Raw genomic sequence first — 19,574 nt, 5'->3', positions numbered from 1 at the left:
GCGAAAAGAACTCCAGTGTTTTACAGCTAACGACTTGCGGCTGGCTGATTCTTCATTCGTACCCGAATTCGCGCAACAACCGGTCCGACTGCGTCCAGTTCCGGTCAACCCGGACGAAAAGCTGCAGAAAGACCCTGGTCCCCAGCAGCCGCTCGATGTCCCGACGGGCGTTGCGGCCGATTTCGCGAATCATCGCCCCGCCCTTGCCGACAACGATCCGCTTGTGCGAATCCCGCTCCACGTGGATGACGGCGTGAATGACGACCAGGTCGCGGTCGGGCTCTTCCTCAAAGCTTTCGACCCGTACCGCGACGCCATAAGGAATCTCCTGCTGAAGCTTCTTCAGCACCTGTTCACGGACCATCTCGGCCACCAGAAACCGCTCGGGCAGATCGGTCACCATGTCCTCGGGATAGAGCGGCGGCCCTTCCGGCAGATAGCCGGTCACCACCGAAACCAGCCGGTCGACATTCTCCCCGGTCAGGGCTGAGACGGGGACGATCTCGGCGAAGGAATAAAGCTTTTGCCAGTCGTCGATCAGCAGAAGCAGCTCCGGCGGCGCCACCCGGTCGATCTTGTTCAGAACCAGCAGCACCGGCTTTTTCGCCGTTTCGAGTGAACGGCGGATCTGCGGCTCGAGTTCTGCCGGCCGGTCCGCCTCGACCAGCAGCAGCACCACATCGACCTCATCCAGCGCCGACAGCGCCTGCTCCACCATGTAGCGGTTGAGCTTGTTGCCGAAGGAACGATGCACCCCCGGCGTGTCGAGAAACAGGATCTGGGCCTGCGGCATGTGGTGAATGCCCAGTATCCGGTTGCGGGTGGTCTGCGGCTTCGGCGAGGTGATGGCGATCTTCTGGCCGAGGATGCGATTGAGCAGGGTCGACTTGCCGACATTTGGCCTGCCGACCAGGGCGGCAAAACCACTGCGAAAGCCCCCGCTATCATATTCGTTCATGACCAGTCCGTCTCCACGTCTGCAAGGTTGTAAATACGCGACCCGATCCGGAAACGGCCGGCCGGCACCGCCGCATCCGTCACCAGGCGCCACAATCCGCAACGTCGCTCCAGGGCGCTCAGATTGCTTCTGCCATGCCCCTGAGCGTCACTCAGCTCGTCCGGGCTGACGGCGACCTGCCGTTCGGCGTGCCGGGGCAGCACCGCCGCCAGAACATGGTACCACAGGCGGCTTTTGACCAGCTGCCCGAAGGCCGGATGCCAAGGACCGGCAAGAGGAGAGAGATCGAGCGGCGGCACCCCCATGCGGATGACCGGAACCCCCGCCCGCAGGCAGAGCAGGTACATGCGGGCACAGCAGTCGACCGCCTCGTCCAGATCCCAGGGGCGGTACTCTCCCTGCCGCCACCGCTGCGCCAGCGGCGTGCCGGGAAGCACCACCGTCGGATAGAAGCGAAAGAAATCCACCGGCAAATCGAGCGCCGTGCGCAGAGAATCGAGCGCCTCCGCCGAACTGCCGCCCGGCAGCCCCGGCATGAGCTGCACACCGACCCTGAAACCAGAGCGGCCAAGACGGGAAAGCCCGTCGATGGCAGTCGCGGCATCATGACCACGCCTCGCCTGCCTCAGCACCTCATCGTCGAAACTCTGGCAGCCGACTTCAACCGTGGTCACCCGGAATCGGCGAAGAAGGCGGAGGGTTTCCGCCCCGAGTCCCAGCGGGTGCGTCGAGATCCTGATGCCGGAGCACCGGCCGGCGTCGACAAAGGCGGCGGCGACCTCCAGGTAGGCCTGCTGTCTTTCCGGCGGCAACAGGCTGAAGCTGCCGCCGAAATAGGCGATTTCTCCCTCTCCCCGCCGCGGAAGCCAGCGCTCCAGGGTGGCGGCGACCTCTGCCGGAGAAGGCGGCGCGCCAGCGCCGGCAAAGAGCTCCTGCCGACAGTAGACGCAACGCGAGGGGCAGCCCTGCCCCGGGATGAAAAACGGGTAGATCTTCACCTAGGCGTCGGCCAGCTTCTCCAGGGCCTGCCTGGCGGCCCGCTGCTCGGCCTGCTTCTTGGTGCGCCCCCGCCCCTCCCCAATCGGCTCGCCGTCAAACTGCACCTCGACATGGTAGAGGCGGGCGTGGTCCGGCCCCTCGGTGCCCTTGAGAACATAGCGGGGCAGACGCCCCTCCCTGGCCTGCAGCAGCTCCTGCAAACGGGTCTTGGCGTCGAGACCGCTCTTCTCCTTCGAGGCCTCCAGGATCTGTCCGGCCATCCAGCGGCGCACCGCCCGGTCGGCGTGGTCGAAGCCGCCATCGAGAAAGATCGCGCCGAGAACCGCCTCGACGGCATCGGCTAGCAGGCTGTCCTTCTCCCGGCCGCCGGTCAGCTCTTCGCCGCGGCCGAGCCGGATATGCTCGCCGATCCCCAGTCTGCGGGCGACAGCGGCAAGACTCCTTTCGCTGACCACTTCGGCCCTGACACGGGTCATTTCCCCCTCGGCCAGACGCGGCTGCCGGTGAAAGATGATCTGGCTGACCGCCAGATCGAGAACGGCATCGCCGAGAAACTCGAGGCGCTCATTGTCCATCGCGCCCTCTTCCCGATGCTCGTTGGCGTACGACTTGTGGGTCAGAGCCTTGACGAGAAGTCCCTCGTCACGAAAAACGTAGCCGAGACGCTGCTGAAAACCTTCCAGATTGTCGCTGATCAAGAACATCCCTCTTGCGCTTGTGTCGATATCCCCGCCGGGCGGGGGGAAGTATAGCCCTTTTGCCTCCCGCTGGCAACGCCGCCCGGGCTTTCTGCTTGATTCTTTGCCGGGCGGTTTTCTATAATGTTCCATTCCGTTATCCGACTGATTGTTCGCGCCCTTTTCGCATCGCACGTGCGCACGGCGAAGGGTCAGGGATACAGACTTCGACATGACCTTCGACCAGATCATTGGCCACAACCGCCAGAAAGACATTCTTCGCCGCGCCATTGCCTCCGGCAGGCTGGCGCACGCCTATCTGTTCGAAGGGCCGGAGGGAGTCGGAAAGAAGCTGGTCGCCCTGGCTGTCGCCAGAGCCGTCTACTGTCACAGAAAGACGGGTTGCGGAACCTGCTCCGCCTGCCGCAAGGTCGACCACAACAACCATCCCGATCTGCACATGGTCGAACCGGCGGGCGCGGGCGTCAAGATCGACCAGATCCGCGAGTTGCAGCGGGAACTGGCCTACCGTCCGCTGGAAGGAACAAAGAAGATCTGCATCATCGACCAGGCGGACACCCTCAACCCGGCCGCCGGCAACGCCCTGCTGAAAACCCTCGAGGAGCCACCCGGTGAAGCGATGCTGATCCTGCTGGCCTCCCGGCCCGAACGGCTGCTGACGACCATCCGCTCCCGCTGCCAGCGGCTGCCGTTCCGCCGGCTCTCCCGGGAACAGATCCGCGATGTTCTCGTCGACAAGCTCGGGCTGGACGAAACCGAGGCCCACATTCACGCCGCCCTGTCGGACGGCAGTTTCACCAGGGCCTTCGGCCGCAACCGGGAAGCCTTCGAGGCCCTGCGCCGGGAAGCTCTGCAACGTCTGACGTCCGGCAACATGACCGACGCCCTGGAGCGGCTGAAACTGGCCGAATATCTGGACGCCAGAAAGGACGAGCTCGACGACATTCTCGAAATCGTTCAGTCGTTTTTGCGCGACGTACTCCACCGCCGTCTCGGTCGGCCCGAGGAGGAAATCGTCAATCTCGACCACCTGGACGAAATCGACGCGATGGCCCGTCGCGAATCTCTGCAGGGGCTGCTGGACAAGCTGACGGCCCTGGTCGAAGCCCGCAGCCAGCTCGAACGCAACATCAATCGTCACCTGGCCATGAACGTTCTGATCCAGAAGCTGGCGGCATAAGAAGGAAGGAAAGACACTAAAGACATGCGTGTTGTCACCATAAAGTTTCGCCCTGCCGGCAAACGCTACGATTTCAACGCCCAGCAGTTCGAGCTCGCCGTCGGTGACCGGGTCGTGGTCGAGACGGACCGCGGCCGGGCCCTGGGTACCGTCGTTCTGCCGGTCAGGGAGGTCGAGGAAAGCGAATCGCCCAAGGAGCTGAAAAACATTATCCGCCTGGCCACCGAAGAGGATCTGAAAATGGCCGAAGTCAACGCTGCCCGCGAAGACGAGGCCTACAGGTTCTGCCTGCGCCGTATCGAAGAGCGGCAGATGCCGATGAAACTGGTCAAGGCGGAATACCAGTTCGACGGTTCGAAAATCATCTTCTTTTTCACCGCCGACGGCCGGGTCGATTTTCGCGAGCTGGTCAAGGATCTCGCCCATCATTTCCACACCCGCATCGAGATGCGCCAGATCGGCGTTCGCGACGAGGCCAAGCTGGTCGGCGGTCTCGGCGTCTGCGGCCGCGAACTGTGCTGCTGCACATTTCTGACCGAATTCGCCCCGGTGTCGGTCAAGATGGCCAAGGAGCAGGGGCTGGCCCTGAACCCGAACAAGATTTCCGGCCAGTGCGGCCGGTTGCTCTGCTGCCTTTCCTACGAATTCGAAACCTATTGCGAACATCGCAAGGGGCTGCCCAAGTGCGGCAAGAAGATCGAATTCAACGGCCAGCGGGTGCAGGTGATCGACGTCAACATCCTGCGCCGCGAAATGACCCTGGCCATGCCGGACGGCCAGCGGATCAAGCTGACCGCCGAACAGTTCGAAAAGGGAGAGATCACCGCGCCGCAGCCGCAGGCCGCCCAGACCAGGGAACAGGCGCCGGAGTCCGCCCCCTCCCCCGGCGAAACATCGCGCAAGCAGCCGGAGGAGACGGACGGAGGCGACAAACCGAAGCGCCGGCGGCGGCCGCGCAAGCGCAAGAAGAAGACAGACGGCGGCGACCCCCCGGAAACGCAGGCCAAGCAGGCCGCGCCCCGACAGCCGCAGACGCCGGAGAGCGACGAAAGCCGCAATACCGTCCGCAGCGAAGGCGACAACAAGAAAAAACCGAGGCGGCGAAGCCGTCGCAGACGCCGCCAGCCGAAGGCCAGCGAATAGGGAGTGACGATTCTCATGGAAAAGACCTTCTACATCACGACACCGATCTACTACGTGAATGATGTCCCCCACATCGGTCACGCCTACACCACCGTCGCCTGCGACGTGCTCGCCCGCTACAAGAAGGCCCGCGGCTACCAGGTCTTCTACCTGACCGGAACCGACGAGCACGGCCAGAAGGTGGAGAAGGCGGCCATCGCCCAGGGCGAAACCCCGCTCGAACTGGCCGACCGCGTCATGCAGCGGTTCCAGAGCCTGTGGGAAAAACTGAACATCGCCAACACCGACTTCATCCGCACCTCCCAGGAACGGCACAAGAAGGGCGTGCGGCGCCTTTTCGAGATCATCAAGGCCAAGGGCGACATCTACCTCGGCGAATACGAGGACTGGTACTGCACCCCCTGCGAAACCTTCTGGACCGAAACCCAACTGATTGACGGTAACTGCCCGGACTGCGGCCGGCCGACGGAAAAGCTGAAGGAAGAATCGTACTTCTTCCGCATGAGCAAATACCAGGACGCCCTGCTGGAGCACATCGAAAAGCATCCCGACTTCATCCAGCCCAGGACCCGGCGCAACGAAATCATCAGCTTCATCAAGGAGGGACTGCGCGACCTTTCGATCTCCCGCACCACCTTCAGCTGGGGCATCCCCGTCCCCGGCAACGACCGGCATGTCATCTACGTCTGGTTCGACGCCCTGACCAACTACATCACCGCCATCGGCTATCCGGACGACCCCGACGGCAATTTCGCCCGCTTCTGGCCGGTCGACGTCCATGTCATCGGCAAGGACATCCTCCGCTTCCATACCGTCTACTGGCCCACCTTCCTGCTGGCGGCAGGGGTGCCGCTGCCGAAGAAGGTCTTCGCCCACGGCTGGTGGACGGTCGAGGGGCAGAAGATGAGCAAGAGCCTGCGCAACGTTGTCGAGCCGAACATGCTGGTCGACAAGTACGGCGTCGACCCCATCCGCTATTTCCTGCTGCGCGAGGTGCCCTTCGGACTGGACGGCGACTTCTCCCACGCCGCCCTGATACACCGCATCAATTCCGATCTGGCCAACGATCTGGGCAACCTGCTCAGCCGCACCACCTCGATGGTGCACAAGTACTTCGGCGGCACCCTCCCCGCCCCGGAAGCTCCCGAACAGATCGACCGCAAGCTGGTGGAGCAGACAGTGCCGGCGGTCATCGCCGATGTCGACCGGCACATGAACGATCTCGCCTTCAACAAGGCGCTGATCGCCATCTGGGAGCTGATCAGCGCCGGCAACAAATACATCGACGAAACCACGCCCTGGACCCTGGCCAAGGACGAAAACCGGAGACAGCGGCTGGGGACCGTCATGTACAACCTGATGGAGCTGCAGCGGCTGGTCGCCCTGCTGCTGGCGCCCTTCATGCCCGACACCGCAGCTACCATCCTCAGGACCCTGGGCGACGAGTCCGCCGACACGACCCTCGAGGGACGGGACAGCTGGGGACTGCTCGAGCCGGGTACGGCGATCGTCAAGGCCCCCCCCTTGTTCCCGCGCATCGAAACCGACTAGACTGAAACCAGGTAATGCATCAGACCGAAGGGGCGTCGCAAGCAGGACGCCCCTTCCTCTTGACGGAGTTGTTCATGTCCCTGCCCCCGCTGATTGATACCCACGCCCACCTCGACAGCGGCCAGTTCCGCGACGATCTGAACGAGGTGCTGCAGCGCGCGTCGGACAACGGCATCCAGCACATCATCACCATCGGCTGCGACCTGGAAAGTTCCCGCATCAACTGCCGGCTGGCGGAAAACAACAGCCGGCTTTCCGCCGCCGTCGGCATCCATCCGCACGACGCGGCCTCCCTGGACGACGCTGCCATCGCCACCCTGCGCCAGCTGGCAGCAAAACCGGGAGTGGTCGCCATCGGCGAAATCGGCCTCGACTACTACCGCGACCGGTCACCGCGCGACAGCCAGCGCCGTGCCTTCCGCCGGCAGCTGCGGCTGGCCAGGGAGCTGGGCCTGCCGGTCATCGTCCACGACCGCGACGCGCACGAGGACGTCATCGCCATCCTCGAAGAGGAAGACGCCGGCAGTATCGGCGGGGTGATGCACTGTTTCAGCGGCGACCAGGCACTGGCGCGGGCCTGCATCGACCTCGGCTTCTACATCTCCTTCGCCGGTCCGGTGACCTATCCGAAAAACGAGGCCTTGCGCGAGGTGGCGCGCATGGTCCCGACCGAACATCTGCTGATCGAAACCGACTGTCCCTACCTCAGCCCGCAGCCCTGCAGAGGCAGACGCAACGAGCCGGCCCACATGCGCATGACGGCCGAAACCATCGCCGAGGTCAAGGGTCTGAGCCTGGAGGATATCGCCCGCATCACCAGCGTCAACGCCCACCGGCTGTTCGGTATCGGCCAGGTCGACCAGAAGGCGCGCATCGCCTACGCGATTCGCAACTCCCTGTACCTCAACATTACCAACCGCTGCACCAACGCCTGCCGTTTCTGCGCTAAATTCAGGGATTTTCAGGTCAAGGGGCACCAGCTGCGACTCGACCGCGAACCGACCTTCGACGAGGTGGTCGCCGCCATCGGCGACCCGACCGCCTACGACGAAGTCGTCTTCTGCGGCTATGGCGAGCCCCTGTTGCGGCTCGACCTGGTCAGGGAAGTGGCCTGCTGGTTGAAAGAGCGCGGCGTAAAGGTCCGCATCAACACCGACGGCCAGGCCAACCTGGTCCATGGGCGCAACATCCTGCCCGAGCTTGCCGGACTGGTCGACGCGATCTCGGTTTCGCTCAACGCCGCCGACGCGGCGACCTACCAGCAGTGGTGCCAGTCCAGATTCGGCGAGAAAGCGTTCGCCGCCGTGCAGGAGTTTCTGCGCCAGGCCGCCGCCTGCATTCCGGAAGTGACGGCGACCGCGGTCACCCTGCCCGGCATCGACATCGACGCCTGCCGCGCCTTGGCCAGGCAACTGGGCGTCACCTTTCGGCAAAGGGAGTACAACGAAGTGGGCTGAGGCCTGTCTGAGCCCGAAGGAACGGTTCGCCGGTCCATCAGGCGCTCAGGCGAGCCGTTCGCGCAACGTCTGACAGAGCCTGCGGTAGGCTTCCTCTCCCTGGTGGAAGGAGCGGATCTTGATGCCCATCCCCCCCTTCACCCGGGCCAGGAGATTGGGCGGCACCTTCTTCGCCCAGCGAATTCTTCCTTCGAGAAGCACGACCTCACCCTCGGGGGTGATCATCTCCACCTGCAGGATGGTGCCCGGTTTCTGCACCAGGGCGGACCTGATGAAAAATCCCTCGTCGGATACGTCTTCGGTAAACGCAATGCGGCTCGGATGCTCGACCCCGTAACGCACCTGAATCCGCTTGCGATGTCTCGGCTGTGTTCTGTTGTCCGCCATGCAGCGTCCCTTCCTTCACAAGGCAGAAAAATCATTTCATGAATCGGATTTTATAACCGAGCCGACCGATTTTGTCAAAACGGCAAGCGACGGGGCCACGCCAACAGGCCATCCGTTCTTGCTCCAAAACCTCCATCATGCTTCTTCCCCGTCCTGGGCAGGGGATCGAAATGGTCGGATTCCGGATCGAGAGCGGTGTGGTCGGGTTACCCGCCTCTGCCCACCTGCGCGATGCCGCCAATAGCCGACCACCGGATATTGCTGTGTTGGAAAAGAACTCCGTCGCCGCCCCGGATCCGGTCGCGCAGCAGGTTGCGCGCCTGATGGTTGCGCACACCGTCCCGGCAGGTCGTCCCGCCCGGAGCGTTCTTCAGATCGTCGAGACTGAAATAGTCCGGATCCGATTTCATCAGCCAGCAGTTGCGGCCAGAAGCCATTTTTGAAAACTCCTACTGAAATTCCGCATCTTTGATTTGCGTCAAGGCTGAACAGAACCTGCTGCGCTAAGGTGCGCATCAAGGTCGAACAGCCGAAATCAATTATAGCGCAATGTGCGTCGGGGCGACCTGCCAGTTTGACAAAAGAGTATTTTTTGTTAAGAGCACATAAGGCCGACAGACGGGATGTCGGGAAACGGCGCGTGAGCCGGCGGAACCGTTTTCGGCGCCGTATCGCTCGATATCCTGCAAAAACCTGAGAAAAAGGAGAATGCCCATGTTCTGTTACCAGTGTGAAACCGCGGCAAAGGGAATCGGGTGCGACAAGGTCGGGGTCTGCGGCAAGCAGCCCACCACCTCCGACCTGCAGGACCTGCTGGTCCATGCCCTGAAGGGGATCGGCTTCTGGGCCGACCTGGCCCGTGAAAAGGGGGCCAGCGACAACGCCATCGACCGCTTCGTCATCGAGGCCCTCTTCACCACCGTCACCAATGTCGATTTCGACGACGATTCGGTCGCCAAGGTCATCGCCGAAGCTGTCGGCTACCGCGAGCAGGCGCGCGCCCTGTTCGAAAAAGCAAATGGCGGCGCCTACACCGGCCAGATCCCGGAAGCCGCCCAGAACTGGGAGTTCCCCGCCGATCGCGCCGCCCAGCTCGCCTTGGCCCAGCTGCACGGCGTCAAGGATCCGAATGTCGACGCCGACATCCAGTCGATTCGCAGCACCATCCTGTTCGGCGTCAAGGGCTACGCCGCCTACGCCGACCACGCTATCATCCTCGAGCGCGAAAGCGATGAGATCTACGCCTTCACCCACAAGGCCCTGAGCAAGCTGCTCGACGACAGCCTCGGGCTGATGGACTATGTCGAACTCGCACTGGAAACCGGCCGCATCAACCTGTTGGCCATGGAGCTGCTCAACAAGGCCCATACCGACCGCTACGGCCATCCGGTACCAACCCCCGTCCAGCTCGGCACCAAGGCCGGCAAGGCGATCCTGGTCTCCGGCCACGATCTGCGTTTCCTCGAAGAACTGCTCAAGCAGACCGAAGGCAAGGGCATCAACATCTACACCCACGGCGAAATGCTGCCGGCCCACGGTTATCCCGGTCTGAAAAAATATGCCCACCTGGTCGGCAACTTCGGCGGCGCCTGGCAGGATCAGTACAAGGAGTTCCAGGACTTTCCCGGTGCCATCATCTTCAACACCAACTGCATCCAGCGTCCGGCCGACAACTACAAGGACCGGCTCTTTACCTGGGGGCGTGTGCAGTATCCCGACGTTCGTCACATCGACGGCTGGGATTTCTCCGAGGTGATCGAATGCGCCCTGGCCTGTGACGGCTTCGAGGACAACCCCGGCAAGGAGATCCTGGTCGGCTTCGGCCACAACGCAGTGCTCGGCGTCGCCGACAAGGTGATCGAGGCGGTCAAGTCCGGCGCCATCAAGCACTTCTTCCTGGTCGGCGGCTGCGACGGCGCCAAGTCGGGCCGCAACTACTACACCGAGTTCGCCGAAAAAGCCCCCAAGGATACGGTCATCCTCACCCTGGCCTGCGGCAAGTACCGCTTCAACAAGATGGATTTCGGCGACATCGGCGGCATTCCGCGCCTGCTCGACGTCGGTCAGTGCAACGACGCCTATTCGGCGGTGCAAATCGCCCTGGCCCTGGCCGACGCCTTCGACTGCGGCGTCAACGACCTGCCGCTGTCGATGATCCTCTCCTGGTACGAGCAGAAAGCGGTCGCCATTCTGCTGACCCTGCTCCACCTGGGGATCAAGAACATCAAGCTCGGTCCCTCGCTGCCGGCCTTCATCACGCCCAACGTGCTGAACTTTTTGGTCGAAAACTACAACATCGCTCCGATCAGCACCGCAGAAGAGGACCTGAAGCAGATTCTCGGCTGAACCCAGCCGGGCTCTGAAACGAAAAAAAGGGGTCGCCGCAAGGTGGCCCCTTTTTTCAGTCTGCTTAAAAAACTCTGCAGCTTGACTTACGCACGCGCTATTCGACGTACAGAGTCAAGCACACCTCATGCTCCGCAATTAGATGCCTTGCATCCGATCCTTTTTGAGCAACCTGTCAGGCTGGCCCGCTCAGGCCGTCCGCTGCAGCAACTCGAGCAATCCACGCAACAACTGCGCCGGACCCGGCGGGCAACCGGGAATGACCGCATCGACCGGAATCACATTGGCAACAGCGCCGCAACTGGCGTAGGAGCTGCCGAACTCGCCGCCGCAACCGGCACAGTCACCCATGGCGACCACCAGTTTCGGCGCCGGAGTGGCGGCATAGGTGCGCCGCAGAGCCTCTTCCATGTGGCGGGAGACAACGCCTGTCACCAGCAACAGATCGGCATGGCGCGGCGAAGCGACAAAATGAATGCCGAACTGCTCGATATCGTAGAAACTGTTGTTGACCGCGTGCATTTCCAGTTCGCAGCCATTGCACGAACCGGCATCGACCATGCGAATGGCCAGCGATCGCCCGAAGCTGCGGGCAATCTCCCTCTGGCAGGCAGCTCCCAGTTCCGCGATTCGGGAATCGACTTCAGGCAGAGGTTCAGTCAATTTACCGGTACGACGGATTCGATCAAAAATGCGAAGCATGATTGAAACCCTTAAAAGACTTCAGAAGTCAGAAACCCAGTCCATGTTTTCAGAGCAGAAACGAGCAATTTTTCGCAAGGTCAAGGAACCCGGGCATCTGCGCGGAGGGGTAGTCGGCTACGCCGCACAAGCAAACGCACAGGGTGACGCCGAGATTGCGAAAAAGGGCCGTTTCTGACTGAAAACTATAAATCGTGCCCCGAATAGGAGCCATTCACCGACTTGTTGTTCACCGGAAAATCAGGCACGATCACATCCGCAAGCAGCACTTCCAACGCCGGCCATGACAGCCAGCTCGGATCGCGCGGAAAGTAACGCTCCACCCTCCCTTCGGGCGACAACCGGACAAAGGCGACCGTCTCGCCGCGCCAGCCTTCGATCAGGCCGATCCCCTCGACATCACGTCCGGGAGCGGGACAGTCGACACACAAAGCACCCTCCGGAAGCCTGGCCAGCAGCTGTTCGATCAGACCGACGGCGACCAGCACTTCCTCGCCACGAACACGGACACGCCTGGCGACATCCCCATCCGGATAGGCCGGCACCTCGACCCGAAGTTGATCGTAGGGGGCGTAGGGAGCATCGCGGCGCAGATCGTCCTGCAGGTTGGAAGCCCGGCCGACATACCCGGTAACACCGAGACGCCTCGCCGTCTGTGGAGTAAGGACCCCGGTCCCGCGCAGCCTGTCCTGCAGACTCGGGTATTCGAGCAGCAACGGCAGCAGCTCTTCGACATCGGCGCGCAGCTCAGCCAGCGCTTCACGCATGGCCTTCACGCCGCTGGAATCGAGATCGACCGCCACGCCCCCCGGAACCACCCGGTCGAACAGCAGCCGATGGCCGAACAGTTCCAGGTTCTGGCGCAACACCAGCTCGCGCAGCCGGCTCATCTGGACCTGGGCGAAGGCAAAACCGACGTCATTGCAAATCGCTCCGATGTCGCCGAGATGATTGGCTATTCGCTCCCGCTCGGCCAGAATTGCCCGCAGGACCAGGGCCCGTGCCGGAACCTCGACGCCCAGAGCGCGTTCCACGGCCTGGCAGGCTGCCCAGCCGTGAGCCACAGCGCTGTCGCCGGACACCCGGCAGGCCAGACGCGCCAACCCGGTCAGGTCGCGCCCCTCGGCAAGCTTCTCGACCCCCTTGTGAACGTAGCCGAGACGTTCCTCCATGCGCAGGATCGTCTCGCCGACCGCCTGAAACCGAAAATGTCCGGGCTCGATGATGCCGGCATGCACCGGCCCGACCGGAATTTCATAGACCCCCTCGCCATCGACGGATGGGAAGGGATAATCACTGTCGGCCGGCGTCGCGTCCTTGCTACTGCCGGAAAGCGGAAACTCCCGGCGCAGAGGGAAATCGTCCCCGGCCCAGGCCCGATGCCGCAGCCAGCGGCGAGAGTCGGGATGGTCGACAAAACGCACCCCGAACATGTCGCTCAGGGTTCGCTCCGGACGATTGGCAGCAACAAAAAACGGCGTCTGCGAAGGCAGTTCCGGCTGTTCATCGCTGACCGCGGTCACCAGCAGCAGATAGCCGTCGCAACCGAAAAGGAGCGAACGGATGACTATTTCCGGCGGCCGATGGTCGCCCCAGATCGCCGACCAGCGTACTCCCTGCTGCGCGGCGATCGCGGCGGCACGCCCCCAGTCCCCGGCAGCGATCCGCAGCCGGCCCCGCAAACCGGGAAGCGCGCCAAGCGCCTCGGCAAGACCGGCGTCGATCAGCCGCGCGGCCAGGTCGCCAACCTTTGCGCCGGTGATATCGGCGGCTTGCACGCAACTCATAGCACCCCCTTTCCGACCACCATGATGGTCGCCTGATCGAGCCAGCGTGAAAGGACGTCGGGAATCGAGATCCCCAGCCACAGCACCAGCAGCAGGTGCAACAGCACCGGCAGCAGGTTGGCCCTGACCGGCCTCTGTCCCTGCGGCGGCTCACCGAATACCATCGGCTGCAGATGGCGGAACAGTCCGGCAAAGGCGACAGCAAGCCCGAGCAACAGCGGAATGACCAGCCAGGGCCAGCTCTTCATGGTCGCCGAGAAGAGCAAAAATTCGCTGGTAAACACCCCGAAAGGAGGGAATCCGGCAATGGCCACCGTACCGAGCAGAAGACTCCAGCCGATGGCTGGCTGGGTGCGAATCAGGCCGCGGATTCTGTCGATGCTCTGGGTGCCGGCGACATGGGCGGCATGGCCAACCGTGACAAAAATGGCCGACTTGGTGAGCGAATGAACGATCATGTGCAGCAGGCCTCCGAAGGTAGCCAGCGGACCGCCGATACCGAACGCCAGGGTCATCAGCCCCATGTGTTCGATCGACGAGTAGGAAAACATCCGTTTGATGTCCCGCTGCCGGTGCAACAGGATACCGGCAACGGTAAAGGAGAGCATGCCGAAACCCATCATCAGGTAGCCGGGCAGGTGATTGCCAAGAGCCGGCTCGATCAGCATCTTGTAGCGCACGACAGCATAGAGAGCGACGTTGAGCAGCAGTCCGGAAAGGATCGCCGACATCGGCGTCGGGCCCTCCGAATGTGCGTCCGGCAACCAGTTGTGCAGCGGCACCAGTCCGATCTTGGTGCCGTAACCGACCAGCAGAAAGACGAATGCCAGGGTGAGAACCGTCGGCTCAAGCTGCGCGGCATGCTCTTTCAGCACACTCCACAAAAGGGCCTCCTCGACCCCGGGCAACACCCGTTCGGCGGCGAAATAGACCAGCACCGTACCGAACAGGGCCTGGGCAATGCCAACCCCGCAGAGGATGAAATATTTCCAGCCGGCCTCGATCGATTCGGGAGTGCGGTAGAGGGATACCAGCAGCACCGTCGCCAGCGTCGCCCCCTCGACAGCCACCCAGAGCAGCCCGAGATTGTTGGTGGTCAGCGCGACCAGCATGGTCAGCAAGAAACCCTGGTACATCGAATGGTAGAGGCGCATGCGGGCATCGTCGACCCGGCCGATCTCGACCTCGTGCGCCATGTAGGGACGCGAAAAGATGGCCGTTGTCAGGCCGACCAGGGCGTTGACCAGAATCAGATAGACGTTGAAGGCATCCACATAGAAGAGCTTGCCCGGCGACATCAGGGGGCCATGATCGAAAACGTTGATGGCGCAGAGCAAAGAGGTGACAAAGGTGGCGATGCAGACCAGCAGGTTGAGCGTGCCGGCAAATTTCCAGTGGCCGATGACGGCAAAAACCAGTGTTGCCGTCAGGGGGATGAGCAGGGTCAGATAGAGAGCGATCATCGATCCACCTCGTGCAGCCGGTTCAGGTGATCCACATCCAGCGAACCGATGCCTGAACGCAGCTGGAAGAAGAAAATACCGAACAGAATGGCCGCAACCAGCACGTCGAAGGCGATGCCGAGCTCCACCACCATCGGCATGCCGTAGGTGGCCGAGACGGCCGCGAAAAAAAGACCGTTTTCCATCGACATGAAACCGATCACCTGGGCGACCGCCTTGCGCCGGGTGATGATCATCAGCATGCCGACCAGCACCACCGCCAGGGACACCGCTATGGTGTTGCGGGTGGCGAGAAAGGAAAGTTCGCGGATCGGCAGCACCACATAGTAACTGAACAGCACCAGCGCCCCGCCGCCGATCATGATCAGCGACGGACCGCCAACCGTCTCGACCTCGCGGCGGATGTCGAGTTTTACCACCAGCCGCCTGAGCTGCCAGGGGATGAAAACGACCTTCAATGCCAAGGTCATGAACGCGGAAATGAAGAGATGATGCCGCCCGGAAGTCAGGGCCATGAGACAGGTGGCAACGAAGAGCAGTCCCCCCTGCCAAGCAAAGGTGTGAATCAGGCTGACGATGCGATTCTGCGCCAGCAGCAGAAAGGACGTAAAGAGAACCAGAGCCGCCAGTGTCAGAACGGCCTGTTCCGCCAGGGGAAGCTGGGTCAGGGACATGATCAGTTCACCTCCAGAATCACGTGGCTGAGCATGCCGAGCAGGCAGAGAATGAAAGCCAGGCCGAGGTATTGCGGCACCCGGAAGAGGCGCATCTTGGCCAGCCCGGTTTCGGCCACGGCCAAAGCCGTCCCCAGCAGCAGAAGCTTGCCGGTGATCACCGCCAGACCCAGCAGCAACGGCAGTGGCGTGAAGTCGTTCGCCACGCCCCAGGGGCAGAAGAGGTTGACCAGCAGAACGCTGTAGATCATCAGCTTCAGCATCGCCCCCCACTCCATCAGCGCCAGGTGGCGACCGCTGTATTCGAGAATCATCGCCTCGTGGACCATGGTCAGTTCCAGATGGGTGGCGGGGTTGTCGACCGGGATACGGCCGGTTTCGGCCACCGCCACCAGCACCAGGCCCATGGCGGCAAATACGAACGAAGGATAGAGCTGAAAGGGTTGCGCGATCAGGTAGCCGATCATCGTGGCCAGGTTGGTGCTGTGCACGGTCATCGCCAGGGTAAAGACCCCCATCAGCATCGCCGGTTCGGCCAGCGAGGCAATGGTCATCTCGCGCGACGATCCCATGCCGCCGAAGGCGGTGCCGACATCCATCCCGGCCAGGGCCAGAAAGAAACGTCCAAGCGCGAAAAAGCCGACCAGGACGATGACGTCGGCAATGGCCGCGGTCGGCAAGCCGATTGCCACCATCGGCACCACCGAGCAGGCCAGCGCGGTGATGCTAAAGACCACGTAGGGCGCGATGCGAAAGATCGGACTGGCGCTCTCCGCAACCACCACTTCCTTGCCGAACAGACGCACCAGATCGCGATAGGGCTGCCAGGGAGGCGGTCCCTGCCGGGACTGCAGCTTGCACTTGATCCACTTGACCCAGCCGGTCAGAAAAGGAGCGCCGAAAACCAGCAGACCGGTCTGGATGATGGCGAGCACCCAGCCTTTCATAACGACACCACCAGCAACAGAACGAGCAAGGTAAAAAAGGAATAGGCGAGATAGGTGCGGATATTGCCTCCCTGAATCATCGCCAGCCGCCGTGCGCCGGCCAGCAGCAGGCGACCGATCGGTTCATAGAATTTCAGCCAGGCCCAGTCGCCGATCTTCAGCCGGTAACGCCCACCGGGCGATCCCGTCGCGGATTCCTGGAATGATTCCTCGATCGGCCACACCGGCCGGAAGATGCGACGTATCGGCATGGTGAAGGCCGTCGCCGTGTACTGCATGCGGGCATTCAGCGGGCCGAAGCCGCAATCCCAGGCAGAGCCGATCCGCACTGGCGTTTTCCGCCGCCGCGGATGCACCCAGAGCCAGGACAGCAGCCAGGCCAGACCTACCCCCAGCAGCACCATCGGCGCACCATAGGACGCTACATGTGGAGCAACCGGTGTCAGCCAGAGCCAGCCGTGAGCGGTGGTCTCCGGCATGCCGCCGGGAAAGAAGAGCCGCGCAACATGCTCCAGCCGGCCAACGGTCCAGGAGGGCAACACGCCGAAAAACAGACAGAGCAGTGCCAGAAGGATCTGTCCCAGCAGCGGACCTTGTCCGGTTTCCCGGGCCGAGGCACAGTTTTCACTGCGGGGCAGGCCAAGAAAACAGACGCCGTACACCTTGACAAAGCAGGCGGCCGCCAGGGCGCCTGTCAGGGCGAGAACCGCGGCGGCCACAGGAATCAGGGCCGCCAGAATGTTGTTGGTCAAAACCGGCCCCTGCAATGCAGTCTGAAAGGTCAGCCACTCGGAGACGAAGCCGTTGAATGGCGGCAGTGCCGATATACTGATGCAACCGATCAGAAAACAGGTTGCGGTGACCGGCAATCGGCGAATCAGACCGCCCATCTTTTCCAGATCATGTTCATGGCTCTGCTGCAAAATGACACCGGCGCCAAAGAAGAGCAGGCTTTTGAACAACGCATGATTGAGGCAGTGGTAGAGCGCCGCGACCAGACCCAGTGCCGCCAGGGCCGGATGGCCGGTCCCGGCAAAAATCATCGACAGACCAAGGCCAATGTAGATGATGCCGATGTTCTCGACGCTATGGTAGGCGAGCAGGCGCTTCAGGTCGTGCTGCATCAGGGCGTAAAGAACGCCGAGCACCGCCGAAGAGCTGCCGACAAACAGAGCCAGCGCCCCCCATTGCCAGTGAATGCCGCCGAGCAGATGGTAGGTGAAGCGGATAAAACCGTAGACCGCCACCTTGAGCATGACGCCGGACATCAGCGCCGAAACGTGACTCGGCGCAACCGGATGGGCCTGGGGCAGCCAGACATGCAGTGGCACCACGCCGGCCTTCATGCCGAAACCGATGAAGGCCAACAGAAAGGCAACTGTACTCCAGCCGTCCGAGAGCTGGGCTCGGGCCATGTGGGTGAAGTCGAACCCCTGCCCGAATCCCGCCAGCACCCCGTAGCCAAGCAGGATGAACAGCCCGCCGACCTGTGCCATCAGCAGATAGATGAAGGCAGCCTGCCGGTTGACCTCATGCTGATGCTGGTAGGCGACCAGAAAATAGCTGGTCACCGACATCATTTCCCAGCCGATCATGAAAGAAAAGGCATCGGCTGCCAGCAACACGATATCCATGCCGGCAACAAACAGCCCGGTGAAGAGGGTCAGCGGCAGCAACGGCTGCGGCCCCTCCTCATACTCCCGGACATAGGCTGGTCCGTAAATGGCCGCCACCAGGGCAACCAGACTGACCACGGCCAGAAAAAACCCGGAAAGCGCGTCGAGGCGCAGGTGACAATTCAGCCAGGGCAGCCCGACCGGAAGAATGTCACGCCCCCCCTTTCCTCCGGCCAGCGCAGTGACCCCGCTGATGACACCAGCAAGGCCAGAGATGCCCAACAGAGGAAAAGCCGTCATTTTGACGGCCATGCCGTTGCGTGGCCAGAGCAGCGGCAACAGTCCCGACAACAGGGCGGCGACAACGGCAACATAGGCATAAGACATTGACATGATCTCCATAACCTCCCTGAGAGGAAAAATGCGCCGGCAAGACCCTATCGCGTTTCGGTTCGCGTCCCGGCGCTTCGTTCCAGAACCGCGAATATTTCTTCCCTGCTCCCCTGCCGCCCAAGGACTTCACGAACCTGCGGATCGTGCAGCACATGCGCCACCTGACGCAAAAGATGCAGATGAGCACGCAGTGTCGGCGCAAGCGGCACGAAAAGAACCCTGACCGGCAACCCGTCGAGCGCACCGAAATCGACCGGATGTTCGAGAAAGGCCAGGGTCAGGGTCGGCCGATTCAGGTTGAGCAGGCCGGGACTGCGCGGATGCGGCAGGGCCACGCCATCGCCGCATGCCGTTGAAGCCAGGTTTTCACGGGCGATCAGAACCTGCTGCAGGTAATGGCGGTCGACCTCTTCCGGCAGCCGCAAATCTCTCACCAGGGATCGCAAGACCTCGTCCCGGTTCCGGCCCTCCAGCCGGTAGATAATGCCGCCGGCTTCCAGCGCATCCCGCAGTTGAGGCAAGGGGCGGGCATCTTCTTCCGGTTCGGCATGGGCGTCGGCGGAAATGCCGATGCGACGGGAGGTCGCCCATTCGATAAGCTCGGCCCGGTTGAACCTGTAACTGCCACGGACCTTGTAAACCGGTATTGCGCCCTGCTGAATCCAGCGATAGATGGTTTTTTCCGATACCGTCAGCAGTGCCGAGGCATCCTTGACCGACAGATTCATTAAATTCCCCGCTTTTTACTCTTGATTGGACAATTTTGGACATTATTTGACTTTTTCAAAAAATGTCAAGCACCATCCCCAACACGATCCTGCACCAGAACAGCCCCCTTGACTTGTCCCCTCACTTATCCAAGAATTGCAATTATTGAATAAGAAAAAGCAGGCCCATCCTTGGGGGCAGAAACCCAAAGGAATTCAAGGGCAAAAGAGCATGTTCGACAGCCCAGAGACGGCGGAAAGGACGGAAGCTGCAAACGCAGGCAGCCAAGACGCGAAGAGAAAAACAGACAGACGACTTTCGCCGTCAAACACGAAAACGGGAGGAATCACGATGCCGATCTACGAATTCTACTGTGCCAAATGCCGAGAAAAATTCGAGAAACTGAGCCGAAGCGGCGCACTCGAGCATCCCTGCCCGATCTGCGGCGAAACCGCGACCCGCGCGGTGTCCGTGCCGGCGGCCGCGCTGGGCGGCGCCGGCGGCGGCAACTCCTGCGGGGGCGGCAGCACAGGCTTTACCTGAGCCTGACTCGGACCGGCCGTGC

General features: G+C 62.1%; 19 protein-coding genes. 7 read left to right on the top strand and 12 right to left on the bottom strand.

The genetic code is table 11. From position 1 onward, the window contains the following. Positions 1-52: 52 nt before the first annotated feature. The 3 genes from era to rnc are packed head-to-tail and all read right to left on the bottom strand — an operon-like array spanning position 53 to position 2,655. Positions 53-958: a GTPase Era gene (era, locus tag EDC39_RS01455; protein WP_148894313.1), complete on the bottom strand. Its 906-nt coding sequence runs from the start codon at positions 956-958 to the stop codon at positions 53-55. Beyond that, on the bottom strand, positions 955-1,956 hold the full coding sequence (locus tag EDC39_RS01450; RefSeq protein ID WP_148894312.1) for an elongator complex protein 3: 1,002 nt from the start codon (positions 1,954-1,956) through the stop codon (positions 955-957). The genes era and EDC39_RS01450 overlap by 4 nt, the downstream gene beginning before the upstream one ends. After that, on the bottom strand, positions 1,957-2,655 hold the full coding sequence (gene rnc, locus EDC39_RS01445) for a ribonuclease III (RefSeq protein ID WP_246140150.1): 699 nt from the start codon (positions 2,653-2,655) through the stop codon (positions 1,957-1,959). Positions 2,656-2,866: 211 nt separating this feature from the next. Between rnc and holB the strand changes: the two genes are divergently transcribed. The 4 genes from holB (at position 2,867) to EDC39_RS01425 (ending at position 7,986) form a co-directional block, all read left to right on the top strand. Beyond that, positions 2,867-3,835, top strand: a complete 969-nt coding sequence (gene holB / locus EDC39_RS01440) for a DNA polymerase III subunit delta' (protein WP_148894311.1) — start codon at positions 2,867-2,869, stop codon at positions 3,833-3,835. Between the two features lie 24 nt (positions 3,836-3,859). Next, positions 3,860-4,978, top strand: coding sequence for a PSP1 domain-containing protein (locus tag EDC39_RS01435; protein WP_148894310.1), 1,119 nt, complete (start codon positions 3,860-3,862; stop codon positions 4,976-4,978). Positions 4,979-4,993: 15 nt separating this feature from the next. After that, complete coding sequence (gene metG, locus EDC39_RS01430) at positions 4,994-6,529, top strand: methionine--tRNA ligase (RefSeq protein WP_148894309.1); 1,536 nt, start codon at positions 4,994-4,996, stop codon at positions 6,527-6,529. A gap of 74 nt (positions 6,530-6,603) precedes the next feature. Further along, positions 6,604-7,986: a TatD family nuclease-associated radical SAM protein gene (locus tag EDC39_RS01425; RefSeq protein WP_148894308.1), complete on the top strand. Its 1,383-nt coding sequence runs from the start codon at positions 6,604-6,606 to the stop codon at positions 7,984-7,986. Positions 7,987-8,031: 45 nt separating this feature from the next. Here the strand turns inward: EDC39_RS01425 and EDC39_RS01420 are convergent, their stop codons facing one another. Both EDC39_RS01420 and EDC39_RS15500 read right to left on the bottom strand, forming a co-directional pair. Further along, positions 8,032-8,373: a PilZ domain-containing protein gene (locus EDC39_RS01420; RefSeq protein WP_148894307.1), complete on the bottom strand. Its 342-nt coding sequence runs from the start codon at positions 8,371-8,373 to the stop codon at positions 8,032-8,034. Between the two features lie 206 nt (positions 8,374-8,579). Beyond that, on the bottom strand, positions 8,580-8,810 hold the full coding sequence (locus EDC39_RS15500; protein WP_246140149.1) for an EVE domain-containing protein: 231 nt from the start codon (positions 8,808-8,810) through the stop codon (positions 8,580-8,582). 277 nt (positions 8,811-9,087) lie between these two features. On the opposite strand from EDC39_RS15500, the gene hcp reads away from it, so the two are divergent. Further along, positions 9,088-10,719: a hydroxylamine reductase gene (gene hcp / locus EDC39_RS01410; RefSeq protein WP_281289704.1), complete on the top strand. Its 1,632-nt coding sequence runs from the start codon at positions 9,088-9,090 to the stop codon at positions 10,717-10,719. 189 nt (positions 10,720-10,908) lie between these two features. Here hcp and EDC39_RS01405 read toward each other — a convergent pair whose 3' ends face one another. After that, positions 10,909-11,421, bottom strand: coding sequence for an NADH-quinone oxidoreductase subunit B family protein (locus tag EDC39_RS01405; RefSeq protein WP_148894305.1), 513 nt, complete (start codon positions 11,419-11,421; stop codon positions 10,909-10,911). Between EDC39_RS01405 and EDC39_RS01400 the strand changes: the two genes are divergently transcribed. Then, complete coding sequence (locus tag EDC39_RS01400) at positions 11,420-11,599, top strand: hypothetical protein (RefSeq protein ID WP_148894304.1); 180 nt, start codon at positions 11,420-11,422, stop codon at positions 11,597-11,599. The two genes, EDC39_RS01405 and EDC39_RS01400, sit on opposite strands and share 2 nt — an antisense overlap. Positions 11,600-11,606: 7 nt before the next feature. Here EDC39_RS01400 and EDC39_RS01395 read toward each other — a convergent pair whose 3' ends face one another. From EDC39_RS01395 to EDC39_RS01370, 6 genes are read right to left on the bottom strand one after another with little or no spacing between them, the layout of a single operon-like run. Beyond that, positions 11,607-13,208 (bottom strand): hydrogenase large subunit, encoded by a 1,602-nt coding sequence (locus EDC39_RS01395; RefSeq protein WP_148894303.1) that lies wholly within the window; start codon positions 13,206-13,208, stop codon positions 11,607-11,609. After that, entirely contained in the window at positions 13,205-14,671 is a 1,467-nt protein-coding gene (locus EDC39_RS01390; protein ID WP_148894302.1) for a hydrogenase 4 subunit F, read from the bottom strand. The genes EDC39_RS01395 and EDC39_RS01390 overlap by 4 nt, the downstream gene beginning before the upstream one ends. Continuing rightward, entirely contained in the window at positions 14,668-15,345 is a 678-nt protein-coding gene (locus EDC39_RS01385) for a formate hydrogenlyase (RefSeq protein WP_148894301.1), read from the bottom strand. The genes EDC39_RS01390 and EDC39_RS01385 overlap by 4 nt, the downstream gene beginning before the upstream one ends. 2 nt (positions 15,346-15,347) lie before the next feature. Then, positions 15,348-16,292, bottom strand: coding sequence for a respiratory chain complex I subunit 1 family protein (locus EDC39_RS01380; protein ID WP_148894300.1), 945 nt, complete (start codon positions 16,290-16,292; stop codon positions 15,348-15,350). Continuing rightward, the gene (gene hyfB / locus EDC39_RS01375; RefSeq protein WP_148894299.1) at positions 16,289-18,301 is read right to left on the bottom strand and encodes a hydrogenase 4 subunit B; all 2,013 of its coding nucleotides are present in this window, start codon (positions 18,299-18,301) and stop codon (positions 16,289-16,291) included. Before hyfB ends, EDC39_RS01380 begins: the two co-directional genes overlap by 4 nt. A 44-nt stretch (positions 18,302-18,345) precedes the next feature. Beyond that, positions 18,346-19,029, bottom strand: coding sequence for a PTS sugar transporter subunit IIA (locus tag EDC39_RS01370; RefSeq protein ID WP_148894298.1), 684 nt, complete (start codon positions 19,027-19,029; stop codon positions 18,346-18,348). Positions 19,030-19,360: 331 nt separating this feature from the next. Between EDC39_RS01370 and EDC39_RS01365 the strand changes: the two genes are divergently transcribed. Then, positions 19,361-19,552, top strand: coding sequence for an FmdB family zinc ribbon protein (locus EDC39_RS01365; RefSeq protein ID WP_148894297.1), 192 nt, complete (start codon positions 19,361-19,363; stop codon positions 19,550-19,552). Positions 19,553-19,574 lie beyond the last annotated feature (22 nt).

The organism is Geothermobacter ehrlichii (genome assembly GCF_008124615.1).
In the GTDB taxonomy this organism is placed as follows: domain Bacteria; phylum Desulfobacterota; class Desulfuromonadia; order Desulfuromonadales; family Geothermobacteraceae; genus Geothermobacter; species Geothermobacter ehrlichii.
This window is presented reverse-complemented; position numbering and strand designations above follow the sequence as displayed.

Bases quoted from the DNA above. Each gene is read 5' to 3' on its own strand.
- hyfB (WP_148894299.1), bottom strand. From the start codon at position 18,301: ATGTCAATGTCTTATGCCTATGTTGCCGTTGTCGCCGCCCTGTTGTCG.
- EDC39_RS01420 (WP_148894307.1), bottom strand. From the start codon at position 8,373: ATGGCGGACAACAGAACACAGCCGAGACATCGCAAGCGGATTCAGGTG.
- EDC39_RS01370 (WP_148894298.1), bottom strand. From the start codon at position 19,029: ATGAATCTGTCGGTCAAGGATGCCTCGGCACTGCTGACGGTATCGGAA.
- EDC39_RS01390 (WP_148894302.1), bottom strand. From the start codon at position 14,671: ATGATCGCTCTCTATCTGACCCTGCTCATCCCCCTGACGGCAACACTG.
- EDC39_RS01385 (WP_148894301.1), bottom strand. From the start codon at position 15,345: ATGTCCCTGACCCAGCTTCCCCTGGCGGAACAGGCCGTTCTGACACTG.
- EDC39_RS01395 (WP_148894303.1), bottom strand. From the start codon at position 13,208: ATGAGTTGCGTGCAAGCCGCCGATATCACCGGCGCAAAGGTTGGCGAC.
- EDC39_RS01405 (WP_148894305.1), bottom strand. From the start codon at position 11,421: ATGCTTCGCATTTTTGATCGAATCCGTCGTACCGGTAAATTGACTGAA.
- metG (WP_148894309.1), top strand. From the start codon at position 4,994: ATGGAAAAGACCTTCTACATCACGACACCGATCTACTACGTGAATGAT.
- EDC39_RS15500 (WP_246140149.1), bottom strand. From the start codon at position 8,810: ATGGCTTCTGGCCGCAACTGCTGGCTGATGAAATCGGATCCGGACTAT.
- EDC39_RS01425 (WP_148894308.1), top strand. From the start codon at position 6,604: ATGTCCCTGCCCCCGCTGATTGATACCCACGCCCACCTCGACAGCGGC.
- EDC39_RS01400 (WP_148894304.1), top strand. From the start codon at position 11,420: ATGATTGAAACCCTTAAAAGACTTCAGAAGTCAGAAACCCAGTCCATG.
- EDC39_RS01365 (WP_148894297.1), top strand. From the start codon at position 19,361: ATGCCGATCTACGAATTCTACTGTGCCAAATGCCGAGAAAAATTCGAG.
- hcp (WP_281289704.1), top strand. From the start codon at position 9,088: ATGTTCTGTTACCAGTGTGAAACCGCGGCAAAGGGAATCGGGTGCGAC.
- era (WP_148894313.1), bottom strand. From the start codon at position 958: ATGAACGAATATGATAGCGGGGGCTTTCGCAGTGGTTTTGCCGCCCTG.
- EDC39_RS01435 (WP_148894310.1), top strand. From the start codon at position 3,860: ATGCGTGTTGTCACCATAAAGTTTCGCCCTGCCGGCAAACGCTACGAT.
- EDC39_RS01380 (WP_148894300.1), bottom strand. From the start codon at position 16,292: ATGAAAGGCTGGGTGCTCGCCATCATCCAGACCGGTCTGCTGGTTTTC.
- holB (WP_148894311.1), top strand. From the start codon at position 2,867: ATGACCTTCGACCAGATCATTGGCCACAACCGCCAGAAAGACATTCTT.